Genomic DNA, 13,990 nt, shown 5'->3' with positions numbered 1-13,990 from the left:
CGTGCAACGCCCCTCATCTTATTTCTTTTCAATAGATCTGAATTCACTTTTTTGTTGAAATGTGGTATGCTTCTGCGATATAATAAACCTTAATTTCATAATGAAACAACTGGATGATGCTTTGCAGGAGAGCAGTCGCTTCACTGTAAGTGGACAGATCTCTGGAGAGTTCCGATAAGGACGCCGAAGGGGCAAACAGCGTAAGCTGCATAATCTCTCAGGCAAAAGGACAGAGGGTATTAGCCTGAAATTCTCCAGAGTCTTATCCTTAAGGATGAGGCTTTTTTCATTGAGTTATTCGTTTAAAGTAGGATGAGAAGAGAGTCAAAATGCTAAAACTATGAAAAGTATGGAAAATTGAAGGGAGTTCTAGAAAATGAGCAACAGTCTTACTCAGGAAAAGTCTAATCGTGTAATCGTCACAGTGATCGGAAAGGATCAAATCGGAATTATTGCCTGGGTGACCGGGCGTTTAGCGGAATACTCGGTAAATATTCTCGATATCAGCCAGACGATTTTACACGACTTTTTTACCATGATGATGGTGGTTGATATGAGTCAGTCCTCGATTTCCCTCGGGGAACTTTCGAAGAAGCTCAACGAAGAAGGGGAAGGCCGCGGGCTCAAAGTGACAGCTCAGCATGAGGATGTCTTTACTTTTATGCATCGAATCTAAAGCTCTTGCAAGCAGAGTTACGTTACAGACGCTCGGAAGGTATGCTCGCAGACCAAGCTAAGGGCATAACTGCTGGATGCAAGTTGCGTAATGCCCTCCAAATTCGCCGCGCAGATCTGCTATGCCATCCATGGCGCAGTCTGCACTAGGCACGTCCTGTGCCGTCGCCTTGGCTCAGTGTCGGCGAGCGAAACACTCCAGTGAAGTGTTTCGGCCTTGTGACTCGTTAAGCAAAGGTAAGAGCAATTTTGACCAAGCTTGATCAATGCTCACTCAGAGTCCTCGCTAACTGTAATTGTAACTTGCTTCGAAGAATTGCTTGAAGATTGACCTGCAAGAGTAGCTTCCCGCACAGGAGTGAACGATTTCGCGGAGGGGCGGGACGGCGCACGATGCTTCCGTAGCATAGCGAAGCCACCTGGTTCACATGCAGAAAGCAGAAGGGTTTGGCGAAGCTGCTACGGAAGCGCGTGTGCTAGCCCTGGAGCGCGAAGTGAACGGATGTGCGGGAAGCTACACGACCCAGACAAACTACAAATAACTTAACAAGTTAGGAGAGAACGGAATGACTCTAAATATAACACCCCAAGAGATTATGCAAACACTAGAGATGGTTGAACAGGAGAATTTAGATATTCGTACGATTACGATGGGAATCTCACTTCTCGATTGTGCAGGAGATGACATCAAAGTCGTGGAGCAGAAAGTCTATGATAAAATTACCCACCGGGCGGAGAATCTCGTTCAAGTTGGGGAAGAACTGGCGGCGCGGTATGGAATTCCGATTGTTAATAAGCGGGTTTCGGTGACTCCGGTGGCCCTATTAGGGTCGAATTTTAAGCCAGAGGAAATGGTACGCCTTGCTAAAGCCCTAGATCGAGCGGCGAAAACAGTAGGGATTAACTTCTTGGGCGGATTTTCAGCACTTGTCCAAAAAGGCTTCACCAAGGGAGATGAGGCTCTTATCGCGGCGATTCCTCAAGCGCTAGCCGAGACAGAGTATGTGTGTTCCTCAGTTAATATTGGGTCAACTAAAGCTGGAATTAATATGGATGCTGTTTTGAAAATGGGCCATGTTGTGTTGGAAAGCGCACGGCTTACAGCGGATCAAGATGGAATTGGTGCGGCTAAGCTCGTTGTATTCTGTAATGCTCCGGAAGATAATCCGTTTATGGCGGGAGCGTTCCATGGAGTGGGTGAACCGGAAGTGGTCATCAATGTCGGCGTGAGTGGACCTGGTGTTGTGGCGAAAATGGTCGAAAAAAATCCAGATGCGGATTTGAGCGAACTGGCTAATCTAATTAAACGAACGACGTTTAAGATCACACGGGCTGGAGAACTCATTGGACGCGAAGCTTCGAAGGCCTTGAACGCTCCGTTTGGAATTATCGATTTGTCCTTGGCCCCGACGCCTGCGATTGGCGATAGTGTAGCGGAGATCTTGGAAAACATGGGTCTTGAACGTTGCGGAGCGCATGGGACAACGGCAGCCTTAGCCATGCTGAATGATGCCGTGAAAAAAGGAGGAGCAATGGCTTCTTCCCATGTTGGGGGATTAAGTGGAGCGTTCATTCCTGTTTCGGAAGATGCGGGGATGGTTTATGCTGTAGAAACGGGAGCGCTTACTATCGAAAAGTTAGAGGCGATGACCTGTGTCTGTTCCGTGGGACTGGATATGATTGCAATTCCAGGGGATGTGGAACCGGAAACGATTGCTGGAATTATTGCGGATGAGGCTGCTATCGGTATGATCAATAAGAAGACGACGGCGGTTCGTGTGATCCCGGCAATAGGAAAGAAGGCAGGAGATCGTGTTGAGTTTGGAGGTTTGCTTGGTGGGGCTCCTGTTATCAAAGTAAATCCGTTTTCAGCGCGCAAATTTGTACGGCGGGGAGGCAGGATTCCTGCTCCAATCACGAGTTTGTCGAATTAATATAGCGAGTTAGTTTGAGCCGATGTTCCGGATTTTTGAAGGAGCATCGGCTTTTTAATTGCTTTAGGTGACTAGGAAAAGAGGAAAAATAATGGTACAATATGGATTAAAGGGAAGTATTTAGAGACTGTGTTAGAAATATGGAGATTGAGTTTATTTAATGAGTAAGAATTGAATGGCTCGGGTTAAGATAATTTAATTAAATTTAGGTTAGGTTAGGTTAGGATATGGCTAGGGAATTGAGCCCATCTCTTATCAGAAAGGGCGGGAAAGCATATCATGACTGAGACGTTTGAAGAAGGAAGCGATAGACTGATGCGAGCGGACAAGCTATTGAGCCAAATTGATGAGCAGAGAAATCGGCTTTATAACCTAGCCAATGGCCGGAGACTTGTTGATCCAGAAGTGGTTCAAATGAGTCAGGAGCTTGACCAATTGTTGAATCTATACACTATCTTGATTAAACGGGAATGAATTATTCCCCTAAATCCCCCCTAAATCCAAGGCAATTTCAAGTGAACTTTTGAAATGCCTTGGATTTCTTACTTTATTTAGGAAAATATCAAATGTTTTGAGGGAATTAGGAAGATTTTATGGAATTATGGGGGTTTTATATGTATAATTAGAATTGTTCTATTTTTTAAGGAGGATTATCTATGGAAGAGAAAAAGTTCAAGGATAAAACTCCCCTAGAAATTACGATAATTTACGCTGTCATAGGAGGCGCTTGGATCCTTTTTTCCGACCAATTCCTTAAAATGCTGGGGTTTGATCAAGAGATGTTAACATGGGTGCAAACGGAAAAAGGATGGGCGTACGTCGTAGTGACTTCTTTACTTTTATATGGAATGATCAATCGTTCTGTTCAATCCTTGATGGACTCAGAAAAAAGACTATATGAAAGTTATTCCCAATTAGAAACGGTTCATGAGGAACTCGGAGCGACACATGAGGAACTTGTGGCAACTGAGGAAGAATTAAGACAGCAATTTGACGAACTTCAGGAGCGGGAAACCTATTATCGAGGAGTCTATGAAGGGGTCTCAAGCGGAATTTTGGTGCTTAATCAGGAAGGCCAATTAGTTCATGCTAATAACTCGGCCAGACGTTTATTAGAGCTCGAGTCAGGCCCGAAATTCCGTGTCGACGGAATAGAATTATCTTGGGATGAATTGGTTCAGAAATGCCTACATACCTTGGATTCTGAGCGAAATTGCCTAGTTGAAGTCATCCAGAAGAGTGGACATAAACTCTGGCTGTTGGTTAATTATGATCCCCTTGAGAATTTGGAGACAGGGGAAGAGGAGATGGTCCTCACACTAGTTGATCATACTGAGGAAAAAAGATCAGAGATTAAAACGGCAATTCTTAATGACATTGACCAAATGGTCCTTTCAAAGATTCCTCTTGAGACGATTACTAAATCACTCTGTCTGGAATTGGTCGAAAAACTGGACTTTAGTTACGTTTGGGTGGGTTCTAAAGAGGAGGATGGGCGAGTTGACTTCATAGCCCATGCTGGAATTGAGGCCTTGGACCATTTAGTGGTGCGCTGGGATGATTCGGAATATAGTGAGGGCGCTGCCGGCAGAGCAATACGATTAGGTACACCTCAAACGTTATCCGTGGAAGGGAATCCAGCTTATCAGGTTTGGAAGGATTTTGAGGGGAGTAGCATTTGTTCAGTTGCTGCATTCCCACTGCTTCATGAGGAAACGATTTTGGGAGTTTTTGTTCTTTATTCAGATATTCCGGACTATTTTGATTCCAGACGCAGGACGCTTTATTCGCATTTTTCACATCAGTTAGCACTTGCATTTGCTTATGCCGAAGAACGGGAGCATTTAGAACGTTTTCGTATTTTGGCGGAACAGGTAAATGATTCTATATTTTTCATTGACACAGAGGGTCAAATTATTGATGCGAATGAATCGGCTGAGACGATGTATGGCTTTAAGCGTGAGGAACTTTTAAGTTTAAACATTCGAGACCTTGGTGCGCTGAAGAAGGAGTCGCATTTTGAACGCTTTCTTCGAGAAGGAAAAGAGGAAGTTCGATTTGAAGCGATTCATTTTACTAAAGATAAGGAAAACTTTCCGGTCGAAATAAGTTTAGCCAGTGCCAATCTCAACGGCCAATCCGTGACGCTTGGTGTGGTTCGAGATATTTCTGAAAGGAAACAGGCTGAAGAGGCGATCTGGAATCAGGCCCACTATGATGCGTTGACCGAGTTGCCAAACCGGTGTTATTTTAAAAGCCTTTTAGACAGTTCGCTTAAGCAGGCCCAGATTGAACAGCATAAATGCGCTGTCCTCTTCCTAGATCTTGATCAGTTTAAGTTGATCAATGATAGCTTAGGGCATAATGTAGGAGATCAGTTGTTGAAACTCGTCGCGAATCGAATCGCAAGTTTATGTATGGAAGGGACGCTTGGACGTCTAGGAGGCGATGAGTTTGTTATTCTTTTATCCGAGTTGAAGCAACCTGAAGAGGCAAGCTTGATCGCCGAGAAAATTATCCACGCCTTTGCGATGCCCTTTTATATTGAAGAGAATGAGGTGTTTATTACACCAACCCTAGGAATCAGTATTTTCCCTGATGATGGTGAAGATCAAGAAACGTTGCTCAAACAAGCGGATACAGCGATGTATTATGCTAAGGAGCTGGGGCGTAATAATTATCAATTCTTTACACGTAAGCTTGATGATAAGATCCAAGAAAAGCTAGCCTTAGGTAATCATTTGCGCAGGGCGCTGGAACGAGAAGAGCTTTCCCTGCATTATCAACCTCAAGTTGATATTCGGACAGGCCGGATTAAGGGGTTGGAGGTTCTTCTTCGTTGGAATTCTTCGATCCAAGGGAGTGTGTCGCCGGCAGTGTTTATTCCCATTGCTGAAGAAACCGGATTGATTGTCCCAATTGGGGCGTGGGTGTTGCGCTGTGCTTGTGATCAAAATTTGAAGTGGCAGGAGATGGGGTATCCCCCTCAGTCCATTTCGGTGAATATTTCGGCCCGCCAATTCCGTGAGCCGATGTTCATTGAGAGCATTGCTGAGGTTTTAAAGGAAACCGGCTTGGATCCGCAGTGGCTCGAGATTGAGATTACAGAGAGCATTGCAATGGAAAACGTCGAAAGTTCGATTAAACAATTGAAGCGCTTGAAGGAACTCGGTGTGACTATTGCGATTGATGATTTTGGGACAGGCTATTCGTCCTTGAATTACTTACGGAAACTTCCTATTGATACGTTAAAGATTGATCAATCTTTTGTTCAAGATATCGGAAGGGATGAAAATGGGGAGGCTATTGTTATTGCCATTATTCAGTTGGCCCATAACCTCCATTTGACGGTTATTGCTGAAGGGGTGGAAACAGAAGGACAATTGGATTTTCTGAAATATAAAAACTGTGATGAGATTCAAGGCTACTTCTATAGTAAACCTCGTCCACCGGTAGAAATTGAGCAATATTTGAAGAGGGAGAAAGTTTCATTCGCGTAAGGAGACTTTCTCCTATTTTTTAATTTGAATAAAGGAGTAGTCGTTAATGGATGTTTGGTCGGAGTCTCTTTTACAATGGTTTTGGAAGGTTAAACGAGACTTGCCTTGGCGAAAGACGAAGAATCCGTATGCTATTTGGATATCTGAAGTGATGTTGCAGCAGACTCAAGTCAAAACGGTTATCCCTTATTATCTTGCCTTCCTGGAGAGGTTCCCTACAGTTCAGAGTTTAGCACAGGCTGAACTTGAAGAAGTTCTGGAAATGTGGAGAGGACTCGGTTACTACTCACGTGCTCGTCATCTTTGGGAGGGCGCCCGCTTTATCTTAGACAATAGCGACGGGAAGTTTCCGGAACATTATGAGGGATTGCTGAAAATTCCAGGGGTGGGTGAGTATACGGCTGGGGCGATTGCTAGTATTGCGTTTGGGGAAAGAGTACCGGCCATTGACGGAAATGTTAACCGGGTTCTGGCGCGGATCCTGGCTTGGGAGGAACCGACGGGGAGAGTGAAGAGCCGTCGTTTTTTTCGTGAGGTTCTAGAGGATTGTCAGCCCAGCGATTATCCGGGTGATTTTAATCAGGCGTTAATGGAATTAGGAGCGACTTTGTGTGCTCCGAAAATCGTCAAATGCGAAGACTGCCCGTTAAACAGAGCGTGCGCTGCTCATGAGCTGGCGCAAGAGCTTGCTTTTCCAGTGAAACAAGGGCAACAACGGGTGACCGAATCTTTACGTTTAACGCTGGTCCTTCGAAAGGGAGATCGATTCCTTATCAACAAGCGACCTGCGGAGGGGCTCTTAGCGAATCTTTGGGAGTTTCCTGGGGAAGAAATTTTTCAGCAGGATAGGAAAGCATGGGCGGAGCAAACTTGGCCTGCAGCGGTTGCGGAGTTCTTTGAGAATGCTCATTCTGTAGTCTTGGATACGAAGGTTTGGTATGAGCTCTATCAGCGTGTGATCTGGGACCGCGTACAGGATCAGAATGTCTGGTACCAGCTGGAACAACACTTAAAAGTCAAGGGTCCTCTTTATCATGTTTTTAGTCATCGACGCTGGGAAATGTATTGGATCGTTTTAGACTGCTCTGAAGAGCTACAACCCCAAGAGGGTATGCGTTGGGTTAGCCGGGAAGAGCTCGAGAAAATTGCGTTTCCTGTAGCTTTTCAAAAAGTGCTAATCCAAGAATTATAAATGATGAAATATATTCACCATAAATGTTAATTATTGTTTGAAAAACAAGGCGATATGGATTAAAATAGAAAAAGTGCGTTAGAATCTTTTATTTTTTTTGAACTATTCGCAAAACGATGTTCCGAATAATGAAACGATATTCAAACTGCGCAGAAGATTAAGAGTTGAATGAAGTGAGGTAAACATTAATGTCCGGGTATTTACTCGTTGTCGAACAAGAGAATTCTACGCGAATGCGTCTCCAGGAAATCTTGCAGAATAGTGGGTTTGTAACAAAAGCGGCATCTTCAGGAGATGAGGGCTTGAGGTTATCATTTTCTGACGATAAACCCTCTCTTATTATTCTAGAATGGCAAATGCCTGTTTTGACGGGTCTTGAGATTCTTACGCTCTTGAAGTTGAATGAGCGGTCAAAAGCTATTCCCGTGATAATGGTTGGCGGGGAGCAGCAATGGGAAGAACAAGCCCGGAAAGCGGGTGCTTATTCCTTTTTAACAAAGCCGATCGCTTCGAACACACTTCTTCTCAATATTCGAGGGGCTTTGGGGTTAGTCTAAGTAGGGGTTTTCTCGGGTCTCTATTTCCTTGATGGATTAGTTTATGACAGGAATCAGGCGATTGATGTCGAATCAAGGAAGGAAGAGAGGACGGGGAAAAGATGATGTTTAGATGGAATTTTAAAATAAAGACAGCAGTAGCTTTAGTGTTATCGATGAGTTTACTTCTCACAACTCCAGTTCTGGCAGTAGAAAATACACTCCCTGAAGTGAGGACGCTTCTCCAGAATCAATATGTTGACCCGGTATCGAGTGAGGTCTTAACAGCGCCAAGTATTGAAGAAACGTTACAGAAACTTGGGGATCCGCATACAATCTATTTCACTGCAGATCAGTATCAAAAGTTTATCAACTCAATGGATATGACGTTTTCCGGGATTGGAGTTTATATTGAACTCGTTCCGGAAGGGATTCGGATTACTTCTGTGATGGCAGGTTCTCCGGCTGCAGAGGTTGGACTCCAGGCGGGTGATCTTATTACCGAGGCTGATGGACAAGCTTTAGCGGGGCTCCCCCAGGAAACAGCTGTGGGTCTTTTGCGGGGACTAGATGGAAGTTCAGTTCAGATATCGGTGCAACGGGGTGGGACGACTTTGAATTTAACGGTTATGCGTCGTGCCATAGAAATTCCGACCGTTGAAGGAAACCTTGTTCAAGATAAAATTGGATATATCGCCATTCATACGTTTGGGGCTACGACGCCGGCAGGATTTGATCAGGTTGTCAAGGAGCTTAAGGGAAAAGGAGCGAAAGCGTGGATCATCGACTTGCGAGATAATCCCGGAGGGTATTTGAGCACAGCCTTAAGTTTGTCAGGATATTTTATTGGAGAGCAGACAGCCTTACAAACAAAGGATAGAAGCGGAGAATACGTGACTTATCCTGGGGTCAAACAAGAGGTTACCTTGAGTGAACCGACGATGTTTTTGACCAATGAGAATAGTGCGAGCGCTTCGGAGATTCTGACGAGCGTCGTTAAGGATTACAACAAAGCGACGATCCTAGGGAACCGGACCTATGGCAAAGGTTCAGTTCAGACGATGTTTCCTTTATCCGATGGAAGCGTGCTCAAGATGACGATTGCTAAGTTCTTTTCTCCTTATGGACATGAAATTAACGGAGTAGGGGTTAGCCCGGATATCAAAATTGTGAATTCAGATTCGGAAAAAGCAGCGGAGCTTCTTCTGGTGAGTACGGGAGGTTCTGAAGAAAATACACGGCAGAATAAATACGTTCGGATTTTTGCCGACGGGAAGTACTGGGATATTTCTTTAGAACAGGCTAGAACTCCTGATTTTTGGCGAGCCTATGCTGACTTAATGGCGACGATCAACACTGCGAACGTCCAAATCGGGATGGGGCAAGAGCGGATCAATGTGAGTGAGGTTGAAAAAGAGAAGGGGTGGCCTCTTTTCTATCCGAATTATCGAGAACTAAACGGGTTACAAGAAGTCCCGCTGGATAAGAAGTTCACCGTTAAATTTACAAGCCCAATCAACTGGCAAACTGTGACGGCGGATAGCTTGGAACTCATCGAGAAAGAGAGTGGGCAACGTGTACCGCTCGAATTTGTTCCGCTCAGTGATCATGAGCTTCAGGTTATCCCAAGCGATCTTCTGCAATCCGGAAAAACCTACTGGTTAGTAACGCATCGCACGATTCAGGGTGAGCAAGGGGTCGACTTACAGGAAGGGGCCATAGCTGTGGTTCAAACTGTGGCTGCAGAGAGTTCATCGCTCAAAGTTCAAGCGAGTCAATCTCAGAAGCCTCAGAAGCCTCAGAGCGAGCTGTATCCATTGCCTGATTACGGGCAAGCCCTTATGGATATCCCCATCAAAAATTGAAGAAACGGCCAGGCCAAGGAGGGTAAACTATGGAAGAACTTCGGCGTTCAAAAACGGTGACATTACCGCGGTTAAATCGGCTCAGTCCATCACTAGAGAGTACAGCTTTAAAGATTATGGAAGAGTCAGGGGAACTGGCTCAAGCCATAGGGAAATTTCGAGGGTTGAGTGGCGAGCGATTACGGGTGGAAGATGCTGAAGCTATGCATATGGTGGCTCAAGAGCTCGTCGATGTGGCTCAAACTGCGGTGACGATGATGTTCGTTTTAGAGGAACAATATGGGATTGATCTTGAAGAAATTCTTGAAGAGCATGTTCAAAAATTACGAAAAAAAGGGTATTGCGATTAAGGAAAAAATTCAAGAGTTATAAAAATCACTGTCTTTGGGAAAGAATAGAAATAATTCTTACTGAAGAGGTGATTTTTTTTGCCACACCGACGATGCCGGAAATCCTCGGCAATGTTCTTATGCGGGGTGCTTGTGTTATTTTTCTGGCAAAGCACGATTTATCCTGTAAGTGGACAAATGGGTAGTGAACGGATGGAACAGTTAGCTACCAAGGTAGAGAAACCCCAAAAACTTAAAATACAATCCCAAGTGCCAGATCAGGCACAAGTGAACAGTCTGTTTTCGGTGCTAAGTCAGGGACTGTCGCTCAGTTCTAGTCAAGCTCAAACCGTCGAGGGAGTCATAACGGTCGAGATTATGATGGAAGATAGTATTAGTCAGGGATCCGCAAACGTGAGTGAGAATTCTCTTCACCTTTCCCGAGGACAACAGACTCCGGAACGCACTTTGGAAGAAAGTCTAAAGGATCACGATGCGAAGAAACAAAATTTTCTGGAACAAGATGCGAAGAAACACGTTGCGCAGGAATACGTTGTGAAGGAAGAAAAGCCGGAGGAGAAGACGCCAAAGGTTAAAGTTTCACAAGCTGATATCGATTTGTTAGCTCGCGTAATTTATGCGGAGGCGCGCGGTGAGAATTTTGAAGGACAAGTGGCCGTGGGAGCTGTTGTGCTCAACCGACTCGAGGGTTCAGGTTTCCCCAAGACGCTTCATGGCGTAGTTTATCAGCCGGGGGCATTTACGGCTGTTATTGATAAGCAAATTCATCTCACTCCCGATGAAGAAGCTTACCGGGCGGCAGAGGCTGCTTTAGCGGGTGAGGATCCGACCGGAGGCGCGCTTTATTACTTTAATCCTAGGACGGCGACAGATCGCTGGATTAAGAGTCGCGCAGTGATTAAACAGATAGGGAACCATACGTTTAGTATTTAAAAAGATAATGAATAAGCTAAGCTCTGCGTCATGATCTAAGGGTCATTATGATGTAGAGCTTTTCTTCTCAAGATGTCTATAAATTGAGAATTTATGTCTATAAATATAGACATTCTCTTCAGAATTGATAAGGAGGGGATAGGTTAGCTATTTGCAAGCCCTTCCCTATTATTTTGAAATATTACTGTAGAAATTTGGAGACAGTCTCGCGTAATAGTGCATTTTTTTACAAATTCTCAGCATATTCTAATCATTTTTATTTAGGAACAGAGAACTGTATATTTATAGGGGTTTGGGAGCATGTGAAAAACTACACCAGAATTTTCGGAAAATTGGCATATGTCTTGCAATACATAAAGTAAAATATCGTTTTAAAATTACAAAAAGTGCAGGCTGAGGAGGGGGATTCGAATGCAGGATGTTGTCATTGTTAGCACTGCACGTACGCCGATTGGTGATTATCTTGGTGCACTTAAGAGTGTTTCTGCAATTGAACTGGGCGTAGCAGCCTTGAGAGCTGCTTTAGTGAAAGTATCAATGGATGCTTCACAGATCGAAGAGGTTGTTGCTGGAAACGTTTTTCAAGCGGGGTTAAAGGGAAATCCAGCTCGTCAGGTTGCCTTAAAAGTGGGTTGCCCTTTGGAAACGGTCGGTGTAACGGTTAACCAATTATGCCCTTCATCCATGCGGGGAATGGAAATCCTAGCCCAGGAGATTGCTCTGGGCAAGGTTGAAATCGGGGCTGCCGTAGGTATGGAGAGTATGTCTAATATTCCATTTCTTTTACCCAAGGCACGGAGTGGTTATCGTATGGGAAATGGCGAAGTGGTTGACGCGATGCTCCATGATGCGTTGAACGATGCGTTTTACGACTATCATATGGGAATGACGGCTGAAAACTTAGCAGAAATGTATAACATTACGCGAGAAGAACAGGATGAACTGGCTTATTTAAGTCATCAGCGTGCGTTGAAAGCAATAGAAGAAGGAAAATTTACAGACGAAATCGTCCCAATTGAAATTAGGACTAAAAAGGGACTTGAAGAAATAAAAACCGATGAGCATCCCAACACGTCAACACGTCCTGAAAGCTTAGCCAAGCTCAAGCCTGCTTTTAAAAAAGATGGGACGGTTACGGCTGGCAACGCGTCAGGGTTAAATGATGGGGGAGCTGCTCTGATCCTCATGAGTGCTGCGAAGGCAGAGGAGTTAGGACTTAAACCTTTGGCCAAGATTCTATCCACGGCTTCAGCAGCGGTAGATCCCAAAATTATGGGAATCGGCGTGGTGCCTGCGGTTAAGCGAGCTTTGAAGTTCGCGAACTTAGAGCTTGACGATATTGAATACTGGGAATTGAATGAAGCATTTGCATCCCAGTTCCTAGCAGTTAACCGTGAACTTAAACTCAGCATGGATAAGGTTAATGCCAATGGATCTGGAATTTCCCTGGGACATCCCGTTGGAGCTACAGGGGTGCGTCTTATTGTCACACTTTTGAATGAAATGAGACGCCGCAAGGTTCGTTATGGTTGTGCTTCATTATGTGCGGGGGGCGGTCCGGCAGTTGCTACAATTGTCGAGCTTCTATAGAAAGATTAAAAACAGCAAATGGGAGGATGGGTTAGATGAGTTTAAATGAGGAATATCAAAAGAAATTGGTCACTCCTGAGCAAGCCGTTCGTGTTGTTAAATCCGGGGATTGGGTGGATTATGGTTCATTTGCGGGTCAAGTCGTAGAACTTGACAAAGCATTAGCAGCGCGTAAAGAAGAACTGAATGATGTAAATATCCGTACTTTTACTTCCTTGCGTGTGCCTGAAGTTGTAAAAGTTGATCCAGAGGCTGAACACTTTATCTTTAATAACTGGCATTTTAGCGGTATCGACCGTAAACTTCATGATCAAGGCTCTGCTTGGTATATTCCAATGCTTTATCACGAGGTTCCAGGTATTTATCGTCGCTTCCTGGATGTTGATGTTGCGATGATTCCCGTTACGCCGATGGATGAGCATGGATATTTTAATTTCGGTATGCAAGTCTCTCATACCCATGCCGTTTGTGAAAAAGCTAAAATCGTCATTTTAGAAGTCAACCCGAATATGCCAAAGTGTCTTGGAGGAAAAGAAGAAAGCATTCATATTTCAGAAGTAGATTATGTTGTCGAAGCAAACTGGCCAATGTTCCAGGTCCCGAGCGGTGAACCGAAAGAAATTGAAAAGAAAATTGCTTCGTATATCATGCCGTTACTCGAAGACGGCAGTTGCATCCAGCTCGGCATTGGTGGTATGCCTAATGCAGTGGGTGGGATGATTGCTCAATCGGATTTAAAAGATCTAGGTCTTCATAGCGAGATGTTCACGGAATCCATGGTTGACATGGTGGAGTCAGGACGTGTAACAGGGGCTAGAAAGAACATTGATAGGTATAAAGTAACATATACGTTTGGTTTTGGTACCCAGAAGACGTATGACTTCTTGAACAATAATCCCCAGTGTGCGACCTATCCTGTTGATTATGTCAATGATCCGTTTATCATTGCTCAAAATGATAAAGTGGTTTCAATTAACAACTGTATTGAAATCGATTTGACAGGTCAAGTTGCTTCAGAATCCTCAGGAACGCGTCATATTAGTGGAACAGGCGGACAGTTCGATTTTGCCTTTGGTTCCTATCATTCAAAGGGCGGCCAATCCTTCATGGCTATGGAATCGACCTTTAAAAAGAATGGAGAACTTCACTCAAGAATTAACCCGATTATTACTCCAGGAGGAGTAGTCACTACGCATCGTGCCCTTGTTCAATACATGGTGACTGAGTATGGGATTGTGAATTTGAAGGGATTGTCAACATGGCAACGTGCTGAAGCTCTGATTTCGATCGCTCATCCTGACTTCCGGGAAGAATTGATCCAAGAGGCTGAAAAAATCGGAATTTGGCGTCGTAGTAATAAGCACTAAGGAAAATGCGTCATACGCGCTAGAGTAAGTAATCGTTAAATGAAAGAA

At 44.4% G+C, this 13,990-nt stretch carries 11 protein-coding genes and 1 riboswitch; all 11 genes read left to right on the top strand.

Features of this window, described 5'->3' with window-relative positions:
• Positions 1-151: 151 nt before the first annotated feature.
• Positions 152-243: riboswitch (glycine riboswitch) on the top strand.
• A gap of 133 nt (positions 244-376) precedes the next feature.
• The 11 genes from DESME_RS13410 to DESME_RS13360 all read left to right on the top strand — a co-directional run bounded on the left by DESME_RS13410 (position 377) and on the right by DESME_RS13360 (position 13,942).
• Complete coding sequence (locus tag DESME_RS13410; protein WP_006715728.1) at positions 377-676, top strand: ACT domain-containing protein; 300 nt, start codon at positions 377-379, stop codon at positions 674-676.
• 565 nt (positions 677-1,241) lie between these two features.
• Positions 1,242-2,609, top strand: coding sequence for a PFL family protein (locus DESME_RS13405; protein WP_006715729.1), 1,368 nt, complete (start codon positions 1,242-1,244; stop codon positions 2,607-2,609).
• A gap of 279 nt (positions 2,610-2,888) precedes the next feature.
• Entirely contained in the window at positions 2,889-3,083 is a 195-nt protein-coding gene (locus tag DESME_RS13400; RefSeq protein ID WP_006715730.1) for an aspartyl-phosphate phosphatase Spo0E family protein, read from the top strand.
• A gap of 182 nt (positions 3,084-3,265) precedes the next feature.
• Complete coding sequence (locus DESME_RS15450; protein ID WP_006715731.1) at positions 3,266-6,109, top strand: EAL domain-containing protein; 2,844 nt, start codon at positions 3,266-3,268, stop codon at positions 6,107-6,109.
• A gap of 46 nt (positions 6,110-6,155) precedes the next feature.
• The gene (mutY, locus tag DESME_RS13390) at positions 6,156-7,301 is read left to right on the top strand and encodes an A/G-specific adenine glycosylase (RefSeq protein ID WP_006715732.1); all 1,146 of its coding nucleotides are present in this window, start codon (positions 6,156-6,158) and stop codon (positions 7,299-7,301) included.
• A 188-nt stretch (positions 7,302-7,489) separates the two neighbouring features.
• Positions 7,490-7,858 (top strand): response regulator, encoded by a 369-nt coding sequence (locus tag DESME_RS13385; protein WP_006715733.1) that lies wholly within the window; start codon positions 7,490-7,492, stop codon positions 7,856-7,858.
• Positions 7,859-7,959: 101 nt separating this feature from the next.
• A complete protein-coding gene (locus DESME_RS13380) occupies positions 7,960-9,702 on the top strand; it encodes a S41 family peptidase (RefSeq protein WP_006715734.1) in 1,743 nt (580 codons plus the stop codon).
• Between the two features lie 29 nt (positions 9,703-9,731).
• On the top strand, positions 9,732-10,052 hold the full coding sequence (locus DESME_RS13375) for a MazG-like family protein (RefSeq protein ID WP_006715735.1): 321 nt from the start codon (positions 9,732-9,734) through the stop codon (positions 10,050-10,052).
• 78 nt (positions 10,053-10,130) lie between these two features.
• Positions 10,131-10,985 carry a cell wall hydrolase gene (locus DESME_RS15755; RefSeq protein WP_006715736.1) on the top strand — a complete coding sequence of 285 codons (855 nt, stop codon included), beginning with the start codon at positions 10,131-10,133 and terminating at the stop codon, positions 10,983-10,985.
• Between the two features lie 411 nt (positions 10,986-11,396).
• Entirely contained in the window at positions 11,397-12,575 is a 1,179-nt protein-coding gene (locus tag DESME_RS13365; protein WP_006715737.1) for a thiolase family protein, read from the top strand.
• Positions 12,576-12,610: 35 nt separating this feature from the next.
• On the top strand, positions 12,611-13,942 hold the full coding sequence (locus tag DESME_RS13360) for an acetyl-CoA hydrolase/transferase family protein (protein WP_006715738.1): 1,332 nt from the start codon (positions 12,611-12,613) through the stop codon (positions 13,940-13,942).
• Positions 13,943-13,990 lie beyond the last annotated feature (48 nt).

Origin of the sequence: Desulfitobacterium metallireducens DSM 15288, assembly GCF_000231405.2 — a bacterium.
GTDB lineage: Bacteria > Bacillota > Desulfitobacteriia > Desulfitobacteriales > Desulfitobacteriaceae > Desulfitobacterium_A > Desulfitobacterium_A metallireducens.
Note: the sequence above shows the minus strand (reverse complement) of the source record. Positions and strands in the feature narration are given on the sequence as shown.

Coding starts and splice junctions, on each gene's coding strand:
- DESME_RS13385 (WP_006715733.1), top strand. CDS start 7,490: ATGTCCGGGTATTTACTCGTTGTCGAACAAGAGAATTCTACGCGAATG.
- DESME_RS15450 (WP_006715731.1), top strand. CDS start 3,266: ATGGAAGAGAAAAAGTTCAAGGATAAAACTCCCCTAGAAATTACGATA.
- DESME_RS13360 (WP_006715738.1), top strand. CDS start 12,611: ATGAGTTTAAATGAGGAATATCAAAAGAAATTGGTCACTCCTGAGCAA.
- DESME_RS13375 (WP_006715735.1), top strand. CDS start 9,732: ATGGAAGAACTTCGGCGTTCAAAAACGGTGACATTACCGCGGTTAAAT.
- DESME_RS13405 (WP_006715729.1), top strand. CDS start 1,242: ATGACTCTAAATATAACACCCCAAGAGATTATGCAAACACTAGAGATG.
- DESME_RS13365 (WP_006715737.1), top strand. CDS start 11,397: ATGCAGGATGTTGTCATTGTTAGCACTGCACGTACGCCGATTGGTGAT.
- DESME_RS13400 (WP_006715730.1), top strand. CDS start 2,889: ATGACTGAGACGTTTGAAGAAGGAAGCGATAGACTGATGCGAGCGGAC.
- DESME_RS13410 (WP_006715728.1), top strand. CDS start 377: ATGAGCAACAGTCTTACTCAGGAAAAGTCTAATCGTGTAATCGTCACA.
- DESME_RS13380 (WP_006715734.1), top strand. CDS start 7,960: ATGATGTTTAGATGGAATTTTAAAATAAAGACAGCAGTAGCTTTAGTG.
- mutY (WP_006715732.1), top strand. CDS start 6,156: ATGGATGTTTGGTCGGAGTCTCTTTTACAATGGTTTTGGAAGGTTAAA.